General features: G+C 74.1%; 19 protein-coding genes. 7 read left to right on the top strand and 12 right to left on the bottom strand.

Going from position 1 to position 18,717, the window contains the following annotated elements:
• Nucleotides 1–138: 138 nt before the first annotated feature.
• The 5 genes from OVA28_RS17095 to OVA28_RS17075 all read right to left on the bottom strand — a co-directional run bounded on the left by OVA28_RS17095 (nucleotide 139) and on the right by OVA28_RS17075 (nucleotide 3,909).
• Nucleotides 139–789: a GntR family transcriptional regulator gene (locus OVA28_RS17095; RefSeq protein ID WP_194662383.1), complete on the bottom strand. Its 651-nt coding sequence runs from the start codon at nucleotides 787–789 to the stop codon at nucleotides 139–141.
• Nucleotides 790–894: 105 nt separating this feature from the next.
• Complete coding sequence (locus tag OVA28_RS17090; protein WP_268097806.1) at nucleotides 895–1,341, bottom strand: DUF1810 domain-containing protein; 447 nt, start codon at nucleotides 1,339–1,341, stop codon at nucleotides 895–897.
• A complete protein-coding gene (locus tag OVA28_RS17085; protein ID WP_268097805.1) occupies nucleotides 1,338–2,120 on the bottom strand; it encodes a DUF2071 domain-containing protein in 783 nt (260 codons plus the stop codon). The genes OVA28_RS17090 and OVA28_RS17085 overlap by 4 nt, the downstream gene beginning before the upstream one ends.
• A complete protein-coding gene (locus OVA28_RS17080; RefSeq protein WP_268097804.1) occupies nucleotides 2,117–2,518 on the bottom strand; it encodes a DoxX family protein in 402 nt (133 codons plus the stop codon). The genes OVA28_RS17085 and OVA28_RS17080 overlap by 4 nt, the downstream gene beginning before the upstream one ends.
• A 62-nt stretch (nucleotides 2,519–2,580) precedes the next feature.
• The gene (locus OVA28_RS17075; RefSeq protein WP_268097803.1) at nucleotides 2,581–3,909 is read right to left on the bottom strand and encodes a bifunctional phosphopantothenoylcysteine decarboxylase/phosphopantothenate synthase; all 1,329 of its coding nucleotides are present in this window, start codon (nucleotides 3,907–3,909) and stop codon (nucleotides 2,581–2,583) included.
• Between the two features lie 63 nt (nucleotides 3,910–3,972).
• Between OVA28_RS17075 and OVA28_RS17070 the strand changes: the two genes are divergently transcribed.
• Complete coding sequence (locus OVA28_RS17070; RefSeq protein WP_268097802.1) at nucleotides 3,973–4,794, top strand: NRDE family protein; 822 nt, start codon at nucleotides 3,973–3,975, stop codon at nucleotides 4,792–4,794.
• Between the two features lie 19 nt (nucleotides 4,795–4,813).
• Here OVA28_RS17070 and OVA28_RS17065 read toward each other — a convergent pair whose 3' ends face one another.
• Nucleotides 4,814–5,722: an SDR family oxidoreductase gene (locus tag OVA28_RS17065; protein ID WP_268097801.1), complete on the bottom strand. Its 909-nt coding sequence runs from the start codon at nucleotides 5,720–5,722 to the stop codon at nucleotides 4,814–4,816.
• A gap of 93 nt (nucleotides 5,723–5,815) precedes the next feature.
• On the opposite strand from OVA28_RS17065, the gene OVA28_RS17060 reads away from it, so the two are divergent.
• The 3 genes from OVA28_RS17060 (at nucleotide 5,816) to OVA28_RS17050 (ending at nucleotide 8,295) form a co-directional block, all read left to right on the top strand.
• The gene (locus OVA28_RS17060) at nucleotides 5,816–6,925 is read left to right on the top strand and encodes an LLM class flavin-dependent oxidoreductase (protein WP_268097800.1); all 1,110 of its coding nucleotides are present in this window, start codon (nucleotides 5,816–5,818) and stop codon (nucleotides 6,923–6,925) included.
• Between the two features lie 70 nt (nucleotides 6,926–6,995).
• Nucleotides 6,996–7,619, top strand: a complete 624-nt coding sequence (locus OVA28_RS17055) for a hypothetical protein (RefSeq protein ID WP_194662369.1) — start codon at nucleotides 6,996–6,998, stop codon at nucleotides 7,617–7,619.
• Between the two features lie 184 nt (nucleotides 7,620–7,803).
• Entirely contained in the window at nucleotides 7,804–8,295 is a 492-nt protein-coding gene (locus OVA28_RS17050) for a pyridoxamine 5'-phosphate oxidase family protein (protein ID WP_194662367.1), read from the top strand.
• A gap of 153 nt (nucleotides 8,296–8,448) precedes the next feature.
• Here the strand turns inward: OVA28_RS17050 and OVA28_RS17045 are convergent, their stop codons facing one another.
• A complete protein-coding gene (locus OVA28_RS17045) occupies nucleotides 8,449–9,690 on the bottom strand; it encodes a hypothetical protein (RefSeq protein WP_268097798.1) in 1,242 nt (413 codons plus the stop codon).
• Nucleotides 9,691–9,969: 279 nt separating this feature from the next.
• Between OVA28_RS17045 and OVA28_RS17040 the strand changes: the two genes are divergently transcribed.
• Nucleotides 9,970–10,356, top strand: coding sequence for a RidA family protein (locus OVA28_RS17040; protein WP_194662363.1), 387 nt, complete (start codon nucleotides 9,970–9,972; stop codon nucleotides 10,354–10,356).
• 25 nt (nucleotides 10,357–10,381) lie between these two features.
• Here the strand turns inward: OVA28_RS17040 and OVA28_RS17035 are convergent, their stop codons facing one another.
• The 5 genes from OVA28_RS17035 to OVA28_RS17015 are packed head-to-tail and all read right to left on the bottom strand — an operon-like array spanning nucleotide 10,382 to nucleotide 15,684.
• Nucleotides 10,382–11,944, bottom strand: a complete 1,563-nt coding sequence (locus OVA28_RS17035) for an N-acyl-D-amino-acid deacylase family protein (RefSeq protein ID WP_268097797.1) — start codon at nucleotides 11,942–11,944, stop codon at nucleotides 10,382–10,384.
• The gene (locus OVA28_RS17030) at nucleotides 11,941–12,603 is read right to left on the bottom strand and encodes a bifunctional 4-hydroxy-2-oxoglutarate aldolase/2-dehydro-3-deoxy-phosphogluconate aldolase (protein WP_268097796.1); all 663 of its coding nucleotides are present in this window, start codon (nucleotides 12,601–12,603) and stop codon (nucleotides 11,941–11,943) included. Before OVA28_RS17030 ends, OVA28_RS17035 begins: the two co-directional genes overlap by 4 nt.
• A 38-nt stretch (nucleotides 12,604–12,641) precedes the next feature.
• Nucleotides 12,642–13,643 (bottom strand): sugar kinase, encoded by a 1,002-nt coding sequence (locus OVA28_RS17025; protein WP_268097795.1) that lies wholly within the window; start codon nucleotides 13,641–13,643, stop codon nucleotides 12,642–12,644.
• Nucleotides 13,640–14,473, bottom strand: a complete 834-nt coding sequence (locus tag OVA28_RS17020; protein WP_268098238.1) for an IclR family transcriptional regulator — start codon at nucleotides 14,471–14,473, stop codon at nucleotides 13,640–13,642. The genes OVA28_RS17025 and OVA28_RS17020 overlap by 4 nt, the downstream gene beginning before the upstream one ends.
• Entirely contained in the window at nucleotides 14,473–15,684 is a 1,212-nt protein-coding gene (locus OVA28_RS17015) for an alanine racemase (protein ID WP_268097794.1), read from the bottom strand. Before OVA28_RS17015 ends, OVA28_RS17020 begins: the two co-directional genes overlap by 1 nt.
• 171 nt (nucleotides 15,685–15,855) lie before the next feature.
• On the opposite strand from OVA28_RS17015, the gene OVA28_RS17010 reads away from it, so the two are divergent.
• On the top strand, nucleotides 15,856–17,268 hold the full coding sequence (locus OVA28_RS17010) for an MFS transporter (protein WP_268097793.1): 1,413 nt from the start codon (nucleotides 15,856–15,858) through the stop codon (nucleotides 17,266–17,268).
• 217 nt (nucleotides 17,269–17,485) lie between these two features.
• Nucleotides 17,486–18,277 (top strand): endonuclease/exonuclease/phosphatase family protein, encoded by a 792-nt coding sequence (locus OVA28_RS17005; protein WP_268097792.1) that lies wholly within the window; start codon nucleotides 17,486–17,488, stop codon nucleotides 18,275–18,277.
• Nucleotides 18,278–18,717: the final 440 nt, after the last annotated feature.

The following is an 18,717-nucleotide window of genomic DNA, read 5'->3' as shown; positions in this document are numbered from 1 at the left end:
CCGGCTGGCTGCGGCGCGCTGCTGGGAGTCCTCGGCGGGGTGTCGGCTGGTCGGCGCGGAACGAGGAACCGCCCGTCTCGCGGGTCGAGGCGGGCGGTTCCTGTGTGGATGCTCAGGCGTTCGCAGGAACGGGGGTCCTCAGCGCTTCTGACCGGGCAGCTGGTGGATGGCCTCGGTCGCGAGTTCGGCGGCGACGTTGTCCCCGCTCTCGGTGGCGGCGCGGAGCACGCGGAAGTCCTCGGTGATCCGGTCCCAGTCGACGAGCTGGTCGAGGTTCGGCAGGCGCAGCCGGAACGCCAGGCCGTCCATCGTGTCGATGCACACGCGCTGCAGGTTCGGGTTGCCGCACTCGGCGACGTACAGCGCGAAGACCCCGAGGGCGTCGGTGTTCACCGCGGCGACGTCGTGGGCCTCGAGCTCGGTGATGGTGCGGTCGAGCGCGGTCAGGATCTTCTTGCGGGACGCCGTGGTGAGGCGGGGCACCGCGAGCCGTACGACGCCGCCGAAGAGCACGCCGAGGGTCTGCATGGCCTCGATCACCTCGGCCGGGTCGGGCGTCGTCACGCGCGTGTAGCGGTTCGGCGCCATCTCGATCAGGCCGGCGCGGGCGAGCTGGCTGAGGGCTTCGCGGATGGGGGTGCGGGAGACACCGAGCCAGGAGATGAGCTCGTCGTCGTTGAGTCGCTCACCCGGCTCGAGCGTGCCGTCCATGATCGCCTCGTGGATCTTCTGACGGACGGTGTCGCGGAGCAGCTGGTGCTCGGTCGGGGCGCTGGTGGGGACCGGCATGTCGTTTCCTTCGGGTCGGGTTCGTCCGGTTCGACCAGGGATCTGTGCGGACGCATCGGTCACGATACCTGATATGCGAACGGCGTTGCGCTCGGATCGGGAGTGTCAGGTCGCGGTGCGCAGCAGGGCCAGCGTGCGGTCGTCCTCAGTGCCGTCCCACCAGCGGTCGAGCACCCGGCGGAAGGGCGCGGGGTCCGGTGCGACGGCGGCGAACAGCGTCATCGAGGAGCGCAGCTTCAGGGCGTCGATGCCGCCCATGAGCGCGTCCACGCTCGACGCCGGCGCGGTGGCGGCCGCGTCGGTGACCTCGGCCAGCCGGCTGCCGAGCACGGGGTGCGCGAGGTACGCCATGGCCTCGTCGGGGCCGGTGACCGCGTACCGCTCGGCGGTGGCGCTGCGCCCGAGCCCGGCGAGCTGCGGGAACACGAACCACATCCAGTGCGAGGACTTGCGGCCCCGCCGGAGCTCCGCCAGCGCGACGGCGTGCACGCCGTCCTGCGCCCGCACGAAGCGGTCGAGGTCGAACGGGTCGCGCCCAGCTGCGGCGCTCACCGGACCACGTCTCCCCAGCCGTACCGGACCGTCGTGCCGTCGAGCACGAGCACCGAGTCCGGTGCGCGGTCGAACAGCCCCGGCAGGCCGACGGCAGCGGGCAGGTCGCCCTCGAGCCGGTCGAGCCGGGCCCGGCGCAGGACGAGTGGTGGGTGCTGCCGCTGCCAGAACACCGTCTGCGCGAGGAGCTTCGCGTGGATCCCCGCCCGGGTCGAGAGCTCGGCGGCGAGGGCGGAGTCGTCGACCTCACCGGCCACGACGCGGACGGTGGTGGCGAGACGGGGCCGTGCCGGGCCTCCGACCCGGAGCGACGGCACCGACCGGAGCCGACCTGCCCACCGGTCCGGGTGCCGCACCGAGCGGTACTCGAGCGTGTCCCCGCGGCGCCGACCGCCGGCGCGGGAGAACGTGTACGGCACGCCGAGCAGGGCGTGCGCGGCGACGATCGCCGGGACGTTGTTCGTGTCGACCGTCCGGTAGACGACCCCGTGGCGGCCGCGGTCGTCGACCGTGAGGACCTCGATCGTCACCTCGGTCATCGACCCGAGCCGACGCGACGGCGGGAACGGCGGGACCGCGGTCTCGCGGAACACGTAGGAGGACAGCCCGGCCCAGGCGCTGCCGTCCACGACGTCGGGACGGACGCCGCGGGGGAGCAGCGGTGCCAGGGCCTCCGGGTCGTGCCGCCAGTGCGCGAAGACGACGTCGTCCCACGCGTGCACGGTCACCGGGCGGTGCAGCAGCGGGACCGAGGCCCGGTCCCGCGGGGACACGCTCACCGGCGGGGCGCGTGCCGGCTGACGCGCAGGGCCCAGGCGACGAGCGGTGCCTGCAGGGGCAGTCGGACGACCGCGACGAGCCGCGAGGCCCTGGTCGAACGGGGGCTGTCCAGCAGGTCGCGTGCCATCTTCACGTTGGCGGGGAAGACCGCGACGAACAGTGCCGCTGCGGCGAGCCCGGCGGCGCGGCGGGTGGCGGGCACCGCGAGGCCGGCGGCGATGCCGAGCTCGGCGATCCCGGACGCCAGGGTCGTGGTGCGCGGGGGCAGACCGGTCGGCACGATCCGGTCGTAGCCGCGCGGGCGGAGGAAGTGCGTGGCACCGGCGCCGCCCAGGAGGACGGCGAGCACGGCCGCCGTCCTGGAGGCGCGTCTGGCGCGGTCGGAGCGTCGTCCCATGGCGCCCATCGTGGCCCTGGGACCCCGGGATGCTCCCAGAGCGACCACAGGAAGAGGTCAGCTCAGGTCAGGGCGGTCGCGACCAGGTCCAGCAGGACCGTGGCGACCTCGGCCTTCGTGCCGGCGGCCTCCCGCACCACCGCGCCGCCGGGCACCAGGACCTCGACCTGGTTCTCCTCGCGCTCGAAGCCCGCCGACCAGCCGACGTGGTTCACCACGAGCAGGTCCGCCGGCTTCCGGGCGATCTTGGCGCGGCCGAGCTCGATGCGGGCGTCCCGGTCGGGCTCGGTCTCGGCGGCGAACCCCACGATCACCTGCCCGGCACGGCGGTTCGCCACGAGGTCGGCGAGCACGTCCGGGTTCCGCACCAGCTCCAGCGTCATCCGCTCGCCCTGCGCGTCCTTCTTGAGCTTCTCCTGGAGCACCTCGGCGGGGCGGTAGTCGGCGACCGCTGCGGTCATCACGACGACGTCGGCCTCGGCGGCTGCGGCGTGCACGGCCTCGGCGAGCTCGAGGGCGGAGCCGACGGGGACGATCCGGGCGTCGAGGCCGGCGGTCAGGCCCGCGTCGACGTTCGCGGACACCAGGGTGACGGTCGCGCCCCGGGACGCAGCGGCCGCGGCGATCGCCACGCCCTGTCGGCCGCTGGAGCGGTTGCCGACGAAGCGCACCGGGTCGAAGGGCTCGCGGGTGCCGCCGGCGCTGACGACGACGTGGACGCCGGCCAGGTCGCCCTGCTCGCCGCGGGCGCCGGTGCCGGCAGGGGAGCCGGTGCCGGCCGGGGAGTCGGTGCCGGCCGGGAGGCTCGGCTCGGCCCCGGTGGTCCGGCTCGCGTCCGTCGTCTGCGCGAGCACCGCCAGGGCGGCGGCCGCGATGTCCTCCGGTTCCGACATCCGTCCGATGCCGGCGTCGTCGCCGGTGAGCGCGCCGACGACCGGCCCGACGACGTGCACGCCGCGGTCGCGGAGCGTGGCGAGGTTCGCCCGGGTGGCGGGGTGCTCCCACATCTGCGGGTGCATCGCGGGGGCGACGACGACGGGCGCCTCGGTCGCCAGCAGGGTCGTGCCGAGCAGGTCCCCGGCGAGGCCAGCCGCCATCCGAGCGAGGGAGTCAGCGGTCGCGGGGGCGACGACCACGAGGTCCGCGCGACGCCCGAGCGACACGTGGCGCACCTCGGCGACGTCCTCGAACACGCTCGTCGTGACCGGGTTCCGGCTCAGGGCCTCGAGCGTCGGCAGTCCGACGAAGCGCAGCGCGCCCTCGGTCGGGACCACGTGGACGTCGTGGCCCGCCTTGACGAACTCGCGGATCACCTGCACGGCCTTGTACGCCGCGATCCCCCCGGTGATGCCGACGACGATGGTCCTGCGCTGCTCCGGTGCCTCGTTCACAGCGCTCACGCTACCCGGACGGCCCGGCCCGGCGGTCGGCGAGCGGGTGGCAGGATCGGTCGCATGTGCACCGTCGTCGTCCGCGTCGATCCCCGATCGGCGTGGCCCGTCACCATGCTCGCCATGCGTGACGAGTCCCCGTCCCGCCCGTGGGACCCGCCCGCCGCCTGGTGGCCCGACCGCGACCCGGCCGTCCGCGGAGTCCGCGACCGCGAGGCCGGCGGGGCCTGGCTCGCCGCGTCCGACGAACGTGGGCTCGCCGTCGTGCTGAACCGGTGGGAGGACGTCCCCTCCGCCGACGGCACCTGGACCACCCGCGGGGTGCTGCCCCTCGACGCCGTCGCCGACCGGGAGCTGCCGGGACACGACGGCTCGGTGCCGACGACCCGGGCGTTCAACCTCGTGCGGGCCACCGCGTCCGGTGCCGAGGTGCTGTCGTGGGACGGCGTCCGTGTCCGGACGACGGAGCTCGGGCCGGGCGTGCACATGGTCACGCACGGTGAGCCCGACGACCCCGCGGCACCGCGGATCGGCCGGTGGCTCGAGGCCTTCCGGCAGGTCGCCGCGCCGGACGGACCGCCCGAACTCGCGCCCTTCGACGAGCTCCGCGCCGCCGAGGCCCGGTCAGACGCCGGTGACGGCTCGGATGCCGGCTCGGACGCGGGCGACGGCTGGGGACCGTGGTTCGGGGTCCTCGCCGCCTCGGCCGCGCTGTCGCCGGACGACCCCGACGCGATCCTCCGCGACACCGTCGAGCCCGAGGGGCACTTCGCGACGCTCTCGATCGTGGCGGCGGCCGTCGGGCACGGGCGCACGGTGCTGCAGCACGCGCGGCTCGCCGACCCGGGTGACGTCAGCGGCTCCGTGGAGCTCCACCGCGCCTGACGCGTCTGCGCCCCGGTGCTCAGGCCGGCAGGTGCGTCCCCGTCAGGTCCTCGGCCACGGCCCACAGGCTGCGTGCCAGGTCGGTGCTCCGGGCCGAGCGGGGGATCGACGCGACGGACGTCGGGCCCGTGATGCCGAACGCCCCGGCGGGTCCGTAGTACGCCCCACCCGTGGCAGCACGCCCGACCGCGGCGAAGAGCAGCGGCTCACTGCCCTGCTCCACGCCCTGCGTCCACGGCCACGCCCGCTGGTCCGAGGACACCGGTGCCGACCGCCCGAGTGACCGCCCGGCGGACTGCAGGTTCGTGCGCGTGTAGCCGGGGTGCGCGGCGGTGCTGAGGAGCGGCCAGTCGAGCTCGACGGACAGCGTGTGCAGGTGCAGCGCGAACAGCAGGTCGGCGAGCTTCGACTGGGCGTAGGCCCGGAACGGGCTGTAGCCGCGCTGCCACTGCAGGTCCTCGAACCGGATGCGCCCGGGCACCGCCGCGAGGCTCGACATCGTCGCCACGCGCGGTGCCTCGGCACGCAGCAGTGCCGGCATCAGCAGGTTCGTCAGCGCGAAGGGGGCGAGGAAGTTCGTGCCGAACTGCAGCTCGAAGCCGTCGACGGTCTCGAACCGTTCGCGCGGCGCCATCACGCCCGCGTTGTTCACGAGCACGTCGAGGGGGCGGTCGTCGTCGAGCACGCCCGCGGCGAAGCGGCGGACGCTCGCCAGGTCGGCGAGGTCGAGCTCGCGCACCTCGACCGAGGCGCCGGGGTGCGCGGCGCGGATCTCGTCCGCAGCGGCCTCGCCCTTCGACGTCGTGCGCACGGCGATGACGACGTCGGCACCGGCGGCGGCCAGGCGGGTGGCGGTCTCCTTGCCGGTGCCGCTGTTGGACCCGGTGACGATGATGCGTCGGCCGGTCTGGTCGGGGATCTGCGGCATGGGCGCGACGGTACACGCGGGCCCTGCCGACCCCTCGCGTCCGACGTCCCCCTGTGCTAGATTCATGCGTACGCATCAATCAGGAGGCATCGCATGAGCAACGCATTCGGCACCGGTCGTCCCTCGGACGTCCCGCCGCCCGCACCGGACCGCGTCGGTCCCGTGCAGCTCGGCCTCGACACGTTCGGCGACGTCACCGACCGCCTCGACGGCACCACCCGCACCCACGCGCAGAGCCTCCGCGACCTCGTCGACGAGGCCGTCCTCGCCGACCGGGTGGGCATCGACTTCATCGGCGTGGGGGAGCACCACCGCGCCGACTACTCCGTCAGCGCCCCCGAGGTCGTCCTCGCCGCCATCGCCGCCCGCACCGAGCGCATCCGGATGGGCTCAGCCGTCACCGTGCTGTCCTCCGACGACCCGGTCCGCGTGTACGAGCGCTTCGCCACCGTCGACGCGCTCTCGAACGGCCGCGCCGAGGTCATCCTCGGCCGTGGGTCCTTCACCGAGTCCTTCCCGCTGTTCGGCTTCGACCTGTCCGACTACGAGGTCCTGTTCGAGGAGAAGCTGCAGCTCTGGGCGGCCCTCCGCGGCGGCGACACCGTCACGTGGAGCGGCACCAAGCGCGCCCCGTTGACCGAGCAGGACGTCTTCCCGAAGCTCGAGCACGGCCCCATCCCGACGTGGATCGGCGTCGGCGGGTCGCCCCAGTCGGTCATCCGCGCCGCGTCCTACGGCATGCCGCTGTTCCTCGCGATCATCGGTGGGCAGCCCGCGCAGTTCGCCCCGTTCTCGCGCCTGTACCGCCAGGCCCTCGACCAGCTCGAGATCCCGCAGCAGCCGATCGCGATGCACTCGCCCGGGTTCGTCGCCGCGACCGACGAGGAAGCCGCCGAGCGCTACTGGCCGTACCACAAGGACGTCACCGACCGGCTGGGGCGCGAGCGCGGCTGGCCGCCCCTCGACGTCGCCCAGTACCAGGCCGGGCTCTCCGCCGGCGGCTCGCTGTACGTCGGTTCGCCGGAGACCGTCGCCCGCAAGATCGCCCGCAACATGCGGATCCTCGGCGTCTCCCGCTTCGACATGCGCTACGCCACCGGGCGTCTGCCGCACGAGGACATGATGCGCTCCATCGAGCTCTACGGCACCGCGGTCGCGCCGCGGGTCCGCGAGCTGCTGGCGGAGCCCGTCCCCGTCCCCTGACCGACCTGCCGGGAGGCCCAGTGCGCGTCCGCCGCACCGCCTCACGGGAGCGCCGGGTAGCGTCCACCGCATGCCACAGCACTCCAGCACGATCGAACGTCGCTTCCGTGGGCGGATCATGGGCGTCGGCACGACCTCGGGCGTCCGGCTCGTCATCGGCATGTGGGAGCAGTCCCCGTTCGGTGCGTTCACGGACGTCTTCGTGGAGCTGCCCGACGGGTCCAGCGTGCTGCTCGCCCCGGACGAGATCGTCGCCGCCTACGTCTCCGGCACCTACCGCTTCGACGCGGTCGACGTCCTGCCGGTCAACGCCCGGCGCACGGCGTCCGGCCTGGAGCTCGACGCCGGCCAGCTCCGCGCGACGATCGACGTCGGCACGATCTCGCCGCTCGGTCGGCTGCTGCGGGTCGTGCCGAAGCCGATAGCCCGCGACCCGAGGTGGCTCCGGACGATCAACCCGATCGCGCGGCTCGTCGCACCGGGTGCCGGCACAGCGGGCTCGGCGGGCAACGGCCGCCGCGAGTACTACGGGGTGACCGGGGCGCACGACGTCACCGGCGTGCGCGGGACCTGGGCGGGCGAGCCCCTCGGGGACCTGGCGCCGCTCGACCCGCCCGTGCGCTTCGGCTTCGCGTCGATGCCGCGCATCCCACAGGTCGTCGACGTCGAGACGACCATCCACGAGCCCGCCTGACGGACCCGCACCGCGCGCCCCGCAGCCGGCGGGGCGGAGTCGCGCCGAGCCTCCTGGCCGGTCGGGAGCGGTTGACCGACGTGCTGGACGTGTCCAGGGTCGAGGGGCAGACTGACCCGAACGGTACGCCCCCGGGTTGCCCGGCCAGGTCGGTGCAACGGGGCACTCGATGCGAAGGAGCACCATGACCGACACGCAGGCGGACCAACTCGCCGCCATCTCGGACATCGTCCACGGAGCCCGAACCGCCCTCCTGACCACGGTCAGCGAGGACGGGTCCCTGCACGCACGACCGCTCGCGGTGCAGGACAAGACCTTCCACCGCACCCTGCGCTTCCTGGTGCAGGACGGCAGCGAGAAGGTCGCCGACATCGCCAGGAACCCGCACGTCAACGTCGCGATCGAGTCCCAGGGCGGCTACCTCTCCATCGCGGGGACGGCCACGGTCACCCAGGACGACTCGGTCATCGACGAGCTGTGGTCGCCGTTCGCCGAGGCCTGGTTCCCGGACGGACGGGACGACCCCTCGATCCGGCTCCTCACCGTCGAGGGCGACTCGGTGGAGTACTGGACGCAGGACTCCGGCAAGGTCGGCACCCTCGTGCAGACGATGAAGGCCGCGCTCGGGCGGGAGTCCCAGCCCGACGTCGGTAGCCACGGCACGGTCGAGCTCTAGCGGGCGAGGGGCCTCGCACGGCGCGCGATCAGGCAGCCGGTGCGAGGCCCCTCACTCCGTGCAGCGCTGGGAGCGCTCACGAGGTGGTCAAGCTCGCACCGAGCGCCTGCACCGCCGCGCGGTTGCGCTCTGCGCTGGCGCTCGGAAGCACCGTCACGGGGGGCCGAGCAGCCACAGCACCGCGACGAGCACCGGCTGCCCGAGCACCGCGCACGTCACCAGCGTCCACCGCATCCACGGCTTCGCGACGAGCTCCGGCGACCCGAGCAGCGGCGCGAGCGGCATGAGCAGCCGAGGCGTGGAGGCCATCGGCAGCGACACCGCGAAGACGTACAGCGCGTAGGCCCCCGAGAACACCAGCGTGGTGGTCCCCAGCCTGCGGGTCGACCGTCGCAGCAGCCACACCGGGTACCCGACGAGCAGCCCGATCACGATCATGACCCCGCCGACGCCGAGCCACTTCGCCGTCGTGAGGAACCACGGCGTCAGCGGCATGAAGTCGACGCGCCCGATGAAGTTCACCCACCACGACATCTCCGTCGCCAGGTAGGCGTCCGGCTGCCCGGTCACGTGCGCCGCCACGAACGGCCACGCCAGCCCGGCCGCCACCATCGTCACGCCGGCCCCGACGACCCGCACCAGTTCGCCGAGCGGGAACCCGTCGAGCACGCGGACGGACCCGCGGCGCAGTTGGACCAGTCGGATCAGGGCGACCACGCCGAGTGTCAGCGGCAGCGCCAGGGCCCCCGGGCGGGTGAAGGCGGCGGCGACCCCGAGCAGCGTCAGCAGCCCGTACCGCCGGTGCTCCAGCGCCAGGAGCGCGCCGAACGTCAGCGCGAGGAACGTGCTCTCCGCGTACCCGACCTGCAACAGGAAGGACAGCGGTCCGCACGTGAAGAAGAAGACCGCCCACATGGCGGCTGCGTCACCGGCACGTTCGCGCACGAGTCGGTGCAGGAGCAGCGCGGCGACGAACCCGGCGATCAGGGCCACCGCCGGTGCGCCGACGTCGAACGGCAGCCCGGTCGACACGGTCAGCAGCCGGATGGTGAACGGGAACGCGGGCAGGAACGCCCAGGCGTTCTGGGCGACGTGCCCGGCGGCGTCGAGCGGCAGCGTGGTCGGGTAGCCGTGCAGCGAGATCTGCTCGTAGTACTGGCCGTCCCAGGACGTGAGGAACCGCAGGAACCCGTGCTCGTTCCCCCAGATCGCGTTCTCCGGTTGCGAGCGCGCCATCAGCGGGTACGCCAACGCCAGCCAGAGCGTCGACACGAGACGACCGCCGGTCCAGACCAGCAGCACGGCGGCCCACGCGGGGAGGCTCGCCACCGCGTCGATCGCACGGCGTCGACCGGTCGCGATCGACTGCGGCAGGGTCCCCTCGAGACGGGTCACGTGTGTGTCCCACGTCGTTCGGGCAGAGCAGACGGCACCACAGCAGGGTAGCGAGGGAACGCTGGACGGTCGCCGTCGGCCTTGGCCGACACGCGGCGGGGACCGGACGGGAGGCTCGCCGACCCGTTGTGCAGGCCGGAAAGCGCGTGTCCCGTGGCCGGCCGCGGCAGCGGTGGCGGCCCTAGCCTGGAGGCGCCGTCCGTTCGACCCGTTCGTTCGACCCCGTCCGTTCGACCCCGTCCGGTCGACCCCGTCCACTCGAATCCAGGAGGACCCACCGTGCCGAAGACCGCCATCGTGACCGACAACGCCCCGAAGCCTGCCGGCCCCTACAGCCAGGGCATCGTCGCCAACGGCTTCCTGTACACCGCCGGGTTCGGCCCGCAGGACCCGGCCACCGGGGCGATGGCCGAGGACGTCGCCGGGCAGACCGCGCAGGTGCTCGCGAACGTGGCGGCCGTCCTCGCCGAGCACGGAGCCACCCTCGACGACGTCGTGAAGTCGACCGTGCACCTCGAGCACTCCGACCGCGACTTCCCGGCCTTCAACGAGGAGTACGCCAAGCACTTCACGGCGCCGTACCCCGTGCGCACCACGGTGCAGTCGCACCTCGCCGGCATCCTCGTGGAGATCGACGTCGTGGCGGTGCTGCCCAGCGCGTCCTGAGGCCGTCGCACGCATCGACCCCCGGTCAGCCGGCTCTGCGGAGTCCCTGGCCGGGGGTCGCGTGCGTCAGGGCGCCGTCGCGGAGCACGGGGACGCCGGCGACCAGGACGTCGTCGATGCCCTCGGCCAGGAGCATCGGGAGCGCGTAGGTCGAACGGGCTGCCACCCGGGCCGGGTCCACGACGACGAGGTCCGCGACCGCCCCGACCGCGACCGTGCCGCGGTCGCCCAGGCGGTGACGTTCCGCGGCGGTCGTCGCGAGGTGGCGTGCGGCCTCGGCCCAGCTGAGCCGCCCGGGCACCGCGTACTCCTCGAGGTACCGCGCGAAGGTGCCGTACGCACGGGGATGCGGGTGCGTGCCGACGAAGATGCCGTCGGACCCGGCGGTGTGTCCCGGTCGGCGGAACAACGGCGCGAGGTCGTCGGCGCTCCTCGGCGCGGGGACCCGCATCACGACGGTGACCTGCGACGACGACGCCACCAGCACGTCGAGGGCGAGGTCCACGGGGTCCGTGCCCGTCACGGCGGCCGCCACGGTGAGCGTCCGGCCCTGCAGCGCGCGGAACGCCGACGCGGGCACGTGCGACAGCGTCACCTGGTCGGCCCACCCGGCACCGAGGTCAGCGCGTCCGAGCACCCGGTCGAGCACGGCCGCGCGGACACGGGCACGCCCGGCGGGGTCCCCTGTCGCCGCCGCCAGGTCGCTCGTGCCCGGTCGCGCCAGCTCGGCCGGCAGCAGCAGCATCGACAGGATCGTGCACCCGCGGGAGTACGGGTACGCGTCGAAGGACATCGGCGCGCCCGACCGCTCCAGGTCGTCGAGGACGCCGAGCACCAGGTCGACAGGCGCGTGCAGGTGCGACACGTGCGCACGGACCCCGGTGGCGCGGACGACCGACGCGATCTCCTCGAGGCCGACCCGGGCGTTCGCCTCGTACCCGCCGCGCATGTGCGACACGTACAGCCCCTCGGCGTCGGCCACCTCGACGCACAGCGCCGTCAGCTCCGCCGTGTCCGCGTACAGCCCCGGTACGTAGTCGAGCCCCGTGGACAGGCCGACCGCGCCCTCGTCGAGGCCGTTGCGGACGAGGGTGCGCATCGCGCGGAGCTCGTCCGGGGCCGCGGCGCCCCGACCGTCCCCGCGCACCAGGTGCCGGACCGTCCCGGCGGGCACGAGCGTCGCCACGTTGAGCGGGGTCGTGCCGTCGTACGTCGCGAGCAGGTCCCCGACGCCACCGCCGTCGTGGTGCGGGTGTTCGCCGTCGATCGCGCCGAAGGCGGTCCGGGCCCAGGCCCCGTCGCCTGGGGCGGGACCGACGCCGTCCTGCCCGGTGACGATCGTCGTGACGCCCTGCCGGAGGAGCGCGAGCTGCACCTCGGGCTCGAACACGAGGGCACCGGCATGCGAGTGCGCGTCGACGAACCCCGGCAGCACGAGGCGCTCGCCGCAGTCGACGACGACGGCACCGGGTGGCTCGGGGACCGCGGGCGCGATGCGGGTGATGCGGTCGTCCTCGACCAGGACGTCGGCGAGCCGCACCCCGTCGTCGTCGACCACGGAGCCGCCGCGGAGCAGGACCGTCGTCATCGGGGCAGCCCGCTCAGGAGCTGCCCGGCTCGGACCCGGAGCGCGTCGAGGTCACCGGTGTGCAGGGCGTCCCCGACGAGCGGCGACCCCAGCCCGACGGCGACGGCCCCGGCGGCGAGGTAGTCGGCCGCGTCGTCCAGCCCGATGCCACCGGCTGCGACGACGTCCACGAAGTCGAGCGGTGCGAGGACCTGCCGCAGGAACGCCGGACCGCCGAGCTGTGCGGCCGGGAACACCTTGACCGCCCGGGCACCGAGCTGCCAGGCACGCACGATCTCCGTCGGCGTCGCAGCGCCCGGGTACCAACCGAGGCCGCGCTCGTGGGCGCGCTCCCCGATGACCGGGTCGGTGTGCGGACTCACGGCGAACACCGCACCCGCCACGGCTGCGTCGTCGAGCTGGCGGGTGTCCATGACCGTCCCGACACCGACCGACGCCTCGCTGCCGTACCGGTCGACGGCCCAGGCGATGCCCTCGCGCCACCGCGGGGTGTTCGTCGTGATCTCGATCGCCACGACACCGGCCTCGACCAGGGTGCGGACGACGTCCTCGACGTGCTCGCCGGTCCCACCGCGCAGGATCGCGATCGCGGGTCCCGCCTGGTGCCGGTGGCGCTCGCGGGCGTCGGCGGTCGTGGTGCTGGGTGCGGGGTCGGTCATCGTGCGCGTCCTCGTGCTCGTGGGTGGGCGGGGGTCGGTCAGCGGTCGACGCGGTCGTGGACGGCGTGGACGGCGTGGTCGACGTCCCCGGGGGCGACGAGCCCGAGCGCGCCGGGGTCGGGTCGTCGCCAGTCGCCGTGCACCGTGCAGGCGAGGGCTCCGGCGTCGGCAGCCGCGTCGAGGGCCTCGGCCGGGGAGCGTCCCGCGAGGTCGGCGGCGAGCCACGCGGCGACGAAGGCGTCCCCGGCGCCGACCGGGTCCACCACGGCGACCGGGCTGGCCGCGCGACGGTGGATCGTGCCCGCGACGGACGCCACCGCGCCGCGCGAGCCGAGCTTCACGACGGCGGTGCCGTTCGCGAGCGCGGCGAGCTCGTGGGCCAGGGCCTCGTCGTCCCCGGGGCGTTCGTCCCGCCCGAGGACGAGCCGGGCCTCGTCGTCCCCGGCGAAGACGACCGCGGCCCGGGCAGCGACGGCGCGGTACCAGCCCCGCCCGGTCACGTCGTCGACGAGCTTCGGTCGGTGGTTGACGTCGAAGGACACGGGGACACCGGCGTCGGTGGCACGCACGACCGCCGCGTGCACGGTCTCGCGGGCGGTGTCGGAGAGCGCGAGCGTGATGCCGGTGAGGTGGAGCAGCGCGGCCCGTTCGACGAGCCCGGACGGCAGGTCGCCGGGCGCGAACGCCGACGCCGCCGAGCCCCCGCGGTGGTAGGTCACCCGCGTGCGGCCGTCCGGCAGCCGCTCCTTCATCATGATGCCGGTCGACCGCTCCGGGTCCCGCACGCCGACGACCTCGACGCCCTGGGCCGCCACGTCCGCCAGCACACGGTCCCCGGCGGGGTCCACCCCGACCCGACCGACCCACGTCACGGGGACCCCGGCGTGCGCCAGGCCGATCGCGACGTTGCTCTCGGCGCCGCCGGTGTCGACGCGCATCGTGTCGAGCTCGAGCAGGGCGCCGTGGCCGCCGAGCAGCAGCATCGTCTCGCCGAAGGTCAGCACCCCGGTCGCCCCGGTCGCCCCGGTCACCGCGGTCACCGTGGGCTCCTCGCGAGTGCGAGCTGGGCGGAGGACGACCCGAGCGCGACCGAGATCTCCAGCGCGGTGCGGACCACGCCGTCGCCGAGCTCGCGGACGGCGGAGGCGCGGAACCCGGACGCCAGGCCCGAGATGCTCATGGCACCGACCACCTGGTTCGCGTGGTCGAGCACCGGTGCCGCGACGCACCGGATGTCCGGCTCGTTCTCCCGGTCGTCGATGCCGTAGCCGCGGTCCCGCGTCCGTCCGATCTCCTGGCGCCAGCGGTCGTCGTCGGTGATCGAGTGCTCGGTCACCGCGGTGGCGGGCGTCGCCAGGACCCGGCCGAGCAGGTCCGGGTCGCCGAACGCCACCATCGCCTTGCCCGACGCCGTGTTGCGCATCGGCAGGCGGTTCCCGATCCGGGAGCCCATCCGGACGGTCCCGCGGGTCTCGACCTTGTCGACGTAGACGATGTCGGTGCCGTCCGGTACGACGAGGTGGCACGTCAGCCCGGTCTGCTCGGCGGTGCGCCGGAGGAACGGGGCCGCGGCCGCACGCAGGTCGATGCCCTCGAGGTAGCTCTGCCCGAGGAGCAGCGACCCGAGCCCGAGCGTGAAGCCCGCGTCCGCGGTCCGGCGGAGCAGGTCGTTCTCGAGCATCGGGGCCGTCAGCCGCAGGACGGTGGACTTCGACGTGCCGAGCTCTCCGCTCAGCGTGGTGAGGCTGACCGACGGCGCACCGTTCCGGGTCCGGTCCGCGACGAGGTCGAGGATGCGCAGGCCCCGGCGCAGCGAGAGCGCGGCGTTGCGGACGGGTGCCTCGGCGGCGTTCGTCTCCACGGCGCGCATCAGAACCACGTCGTGATCGTCTCGAGCACGGTGTCGTCGTCGTCGACCACCTGGACGGCCCGCCACTTGTCGAAAACCGTGCACGGGTGCGAGATCCCGAACACGACGACGTCGCCGGGCGTCACCACGACCTCCGGTGCCAGCGCGAGGTAGCAGTGCTGGTCGTCGAGGCGGGTGACGGTGACCGCCCCGGGAGCCGGTGCGGTGCCGGGGAGCCGCTCCGAGCCTCCTGGCCGGATCTGCCGCACGACGGGCAGGCCCTCGTCGAACGAGATGTCGCGCTTGCCGACCGCGACGAGTGCCAGACCGGGCTCCGGGCACGAGGTGACCCGGCCCCAGACCTCGATCGCGGGGCGCAACGAGCCCTCGGCGGGGTGCCGGCCGAAGGGTGTGCGGGCGGCGTAGAAGCCGTCGTCGTGGGTCAGGGACGCGCCGGAGCGGAGCACGACGTCGAGGTCGGCCGGTCGGTCTGCGACTGCGTCGCGCACGGCGTCGAACCAGGCGCTGCCGCCCATGCTCAGCAGCGCGCGCTCGCCGGGGACCAGGTGGCGGACGGCGGCCGCGACGGCGAGGACGCCCGAGACGTAGGCGCGTGCGGCGTCGACGTCGGGCAGGCCGCCCTCGTAGCCGGCGACGCCGCGGAGGACGACGCCCGGCCCTGCTCCGGCCGCTGCCTCGGCGACCTCGATCGCCGCCTCGGGGGAGCGGACCCCGGTGCGGCCGCCCACGAAGCCGACCTCGACGACGACCTGCACCGCTCCGTCGACGGCCCGGGCGGCGTCGGCCGCGGCACGGACACCGGCGGACGAGTCGACCCAGCAGAGGACGTCCGATGCCGGGTCGACGGCCCGGCGGGAGGCGAGCCAGCGGAGTCCGGCGGGGTCGAGCACCTCGTTCGCGACGAGGAGGTGGCGCAGCCCGTGCTCCCACGCGACCATGGCCTGCTGCACCGAGGCGACCGTGACGCCCCACGCGCCGGCGTCGACCTGGCGGTGGGCGAGGGCCGGGGCCATGTGCGTCTTCATGTGCGGCGCGAAGAGCATGTCGTGGCGCTCGACCCAGGCCTGCATGACGGCCGTGTTCGACGCCAGGGCGGACTCGCGGAGCGTCATGACGGGCAGGTGGGCGTCGTCGAGGACGTGCCGGTGCGTGGTGCTGCTGCCCGGTTCGGGTACGCCCTTGGTGGTCACGGTGGCGGGGGTGGTCGGCATCGATCCTCCTGTCGCGTCCGGTCGGTCGACGGGGTCCACGTTCGTGCAGGCACGGGGCGCCGGACAACGTCGTCCGGCCCAGCGTTCCACGGTGCAGAACCTCACGCCAGGGGCAGCGCCTGGCGGCGCCTGGCGGCACCGTGGCGGACCCGGGCATAGCATTCCTGGGACATGACGACGACGACATCGGCCAGACGACGCACGGGCAGCACGGCGGTGGCGGTGCTCGTCGCCGGGACGTTCTTCATGGAGCTCCTCGACGGCACGATCCTCGCCACCGCGGCCCCGGCGATGGGGCGGGACCTCGGGGTCGACTCGGCGGCGATCGGCATCGCGATCACCGCCTACCTCGTGACCCTCGCCGTGCTCATCCCGGTGAGCGGGTGGCTGACGGACCGGATCGGCTCGCGGACGGTGTTCGCGGCGGCGATCGCGGTGTTCACCGTCGCCTCGGGGCTGTGCGCGCTGTCCACCGGCCTCGTCGACCTCACGCTCTGGCGGGTCCTGCAGGGCGTCGGCGGCGCGCTGATGGTGCCCGTCGGGCGGCTCGTCGTGCTCCGGAGCGCCGGCAAGGACCAGCTCGTCACGGCCATCGCGATCCTGACCTGGCCGGCCCTGGCGGCGCCGATCATCGCGCCGTTCATCGGCGGGGTGCTCGTTGACACCCTCACCTGGCACTGGATCTTCCTCGTCAACCTGCCGCTCGGGGCGATCGCGTTCGTCGCCGCGCTCGTGCTCGTGCCGCAGGAGCGGGCCGCCCAGCGCGTGCCGTTCGACTGGCTCGGGTCCCTGCTCGCGTGCTTCGGTCTCGGCGCCCTCGTGGTGATGGCCTCGCTGCTGGCGCTCGACACCGTGCCGGTGGTGGCCGTGGTCGTGTCCGGTGTCGTCGGAGCGGTCTGCACGTGGCTCGCCATCCGGCACTTCCGCCGCGCGCCGCACCCGATCATGGGGCTCGACGCGTTCCGGCTCGAGACCTTCCGGGTGTCGCACGCCGGCGGCAGCCTGTTCCGTCTGGCCGTCTCCGCGGTGCCGTTCGTGCTGCCGCTGCTGTTCCAGGACGCCTGGGGGTGGTCGGCGCTCGAGGCCGGCAGCGCCGTGCTGTTCGTCTTCGTCGGCAACCTCGGCATCAAGCCCGCGACCACCCCGCTGCTGCGCTGGTTCGGGTACCGGCCCGTCGTCGTCGTGTCCGCCGGGGTCGCCGCGCTGACCGTCGTGGCGATGGCCTTCCTGACGCCGGACACCCCGTTCTGGCTGCTCGCCGTGCTCCTCGTGGTGAGCGGAGCCGCGCGGTCGGTCGGCTTCACCGCGTACAACACCATCGCCTTCGCCGACGTCGAGCAGGCCGACATGACCCCGGCGAACACGCTGTCCTCGACGCTGCAGCAGACCGCGGCCGGGTTCGGGGTGGCCGTCGCGGCCGTGGTCATCCGGGCGGGCGCCGGGCTCGAGGGCTCCGGGGCCTACGCCGTCGCCTTCTGGGTCATCGCCGCGCTGCTCGTCGTGGCCCTGGTCGAGGGCGTGCTGATGAGCCGCTCCGCCGGCGAGGCCATCCGTCCTGCCCGTCGGCAGCGGGTGCGGGCCTGACCGTTCCCGCGCTGGTCGTGCAGACGGGCGCCAGTCCGCGCGCTCGTCACGCGGATGCCGGCGCGGGCTAGGGCGTGTGCGGGCGCCTGTTCGCGCGCTCGTCACGCGGACGAAACCGCCAGCCGATACAGTCACAGCAACTGCTTGCCGACGCCGAGTACCGTTGCGCCGGCAGACTGAGCGGGACGCAGGGACCCGGCTCCGGAAGGAAGGCAGCATGCCCGTGCCAGACCACGAGGGGACCATCCCGATGGACACCGACGTCCAACCCACCGCCATCCGCGTCGTCAGCTACAACCTGCGGGAGCACACCGCGAACAGCGAGCTCGCCGCCCTCGCCGAGTCGTCCCAGGCCGACGTGCTCTGCGTGCAGGAGTGCGACAGCAACGACCTGGCGCCGTCGATCGGCGGGCTGACCCTCGCCGCGTCGACCAAGGCGAACCGCCTCGGCCTCGCCATCTACAAGCGCGACGACCGCTTCGAGCTCCGGGACTTCCGCGTGCACTCGTTGCAGAAGTCCCTGCACGACCGGGTCCTCGCACCCGCGCACGAGCGGCTCATCGCCATGCACCTCCGCGATGCCGAGGCCGACACCGACGTCATCGTCGCCTCGTTCCACGCCTCGCCGCTCACCGCCACGAACTCGCTGCGCCGCAAGCAGATCGAGGCCGCGCACCAGTTCGTCCGCGACCTCTCGAGCGAGGCCCCGGCGATCATGGTCGGCGACTTCAACTACCCCTGGTTCCAGACGAACCTGCGCCGGAAGATCGAGTCGCACGGCTTCGCGCTGTCGCTGTCGGACCAGCCGACCTACCTGCGCTACCGCAAGTTCACCGGGCACTTCGACTTCGCCACCAGCGTCGGACTGCACATCGCCGGCGTGGAGACCCTGCCCGCCGGCATCTCCGACCACCGGCCGATCCTGGTGCGGGCGCACTACGAGACCTCGGCGGCTGCCGGCGCGGGCTCGTCGGCCGCGGGCGCCGTCGCGGCTGACCCCGCCGCCTGACCCGCGTCGCCCGCGCTGCCCGCCCGCCCGCCCGGTTCGAGTGGTCAGGACACCCCGCTGGGTGGTCGCCGAGCGGGCGCCTCCCGTCGGTCGGCGGCCTCGCGGCCGACGACGAGCGACCGCTCGCCGGACGTGAGCGGGGTGTCGTGACCGGTCGGCGGGCCGCAGGGTGCGGTTCGGGCGCGCACCGAGCCTCCGGTCCGAGCGTCCGGTGAGATCGCAGTTCGTGTCGGCTCCGGCGAGACGGAGGCGACACGAACTGCGACCTCACCAGCGCGAGTGGGCGCAGCTCGTCGCTCCGCAGCCGGGAGGCTCGGCGCGGCCCCGCCGCACCGGCGCGAGTGGGCGCGACACCCCGTCGGGTGGGTGCCGAGTGGGCGCAGCTCGTCGGTCGGCGGCCTCGCGGCCGACGACGAGCGACCGCTCGGCGGACGTGAGCG

The organism is Curtobacterium sp. SL109, assembly GCF_026672405.1.
Lineage (GTDB): Bacteria > Actinomycetota > Actinomycetes > Actinomycetales > Microbacteriaceae > Curtobacterium.
Note: the sequence above shows the minus strand (reverse complement) of the source record. Positions and strands in the feature narration are given on the sequence as shown.

Excerpts from the sequence above, each read along its gene's own strand:
- OVA28_RS17095 (WP_194662383.1), bottom strand. The coding sequence starts at position 789 with ATGCCGGTCCCCACCAGCGCCCCGACCGAGCACCAGCTGCTCCGCGAC.
- OVA28_RS17080 (WP_268097804.1), bottom strand. The coding sequence starts at position 2,518 with ATGGGACGACGCTCCGACCGCGCCAGACGCGCCTCCAGGACGGCGGCC.
- OVA28_RS17070 (WP_268097802.1), top strand. The coding sequence starts at position 3,973 with ATGTGCACCGTCGTCGTCCGCGTCGATCCCCGATCGGCGTGGCCCGTC.
- OVA28_RS17065 (WP_268097801.1), bottom strand. The coding sequence starts at position 5,722 with ATGCCGCAGATCCCCGACCAGACCGGCCGACGCATCATCGTCACCGGG.
- OVA28_RS17060 (WP_268097800.1), top strand. The coding sequence starts at position 5,816 with ATGAGCAACGCATTCGGCACCGGTCGTCCCTCGGACGTCCCGCCGCCC.
- OVA28_RS17055 (WP_194662369.1), top strand. The coding sequence starts at position 6,996 with ATGCCACAGCACTCCAGCACGATCGAACGTCGCTTCCGTGGGCGGATC.
- OVA28_RS17050 (WP_194662367.1), top strand. The coding sequence starts at position 7,804 with ATGACCGACACGCAGGCGGACCAACTCGCCGCCATCTCGGACATCGTC.
- OVA28_RS17035 (WP_268097797.1), bottom strand. The coding sequence starts at position 11,944 with ATGACGACGGTCCTGCTCCGCGGCGGCTCCGTGGTCGACGACGACGGG.
- OVA28_RS17030 (WP_268097796.1), bottom strand. The coding sequence starts at position 12,603 with ATGACCGACCCCGCACCCAGCACCACGACCGCCGACGCCCGCGAGCGC.
- OVA28_RS17020 (WP_268098238.1), bottom strand. The coding sequence starts at position 14,473 with ATGCGCGCCGTGGAGACGAACGCCGCCGAGGCACCCGTCCGCAACGCC.
- OVA28_RS17015 (WP_268097794.1), bottom strand. The coding sequence starts at position 15,684 with ATGCCGACCACCCCCGCCACCGTGACCACCAAGGGCGTACCCGAACCG.
- OVA28_RS17010 (WP_268097793.1), top strand. The coding sequence starts at position 15,856 with ATGACGACGACGACATCGGCCAGACGACGCACGGGCAGCACGGCGGTG.
- OVA28_RS17005 (WP_268097792.1), top strand. The coding sequence starts at position 17,486 with ATGCCCGTGCCAGACCACGAGGGGACCATCCCGATGGACACCGACGTC.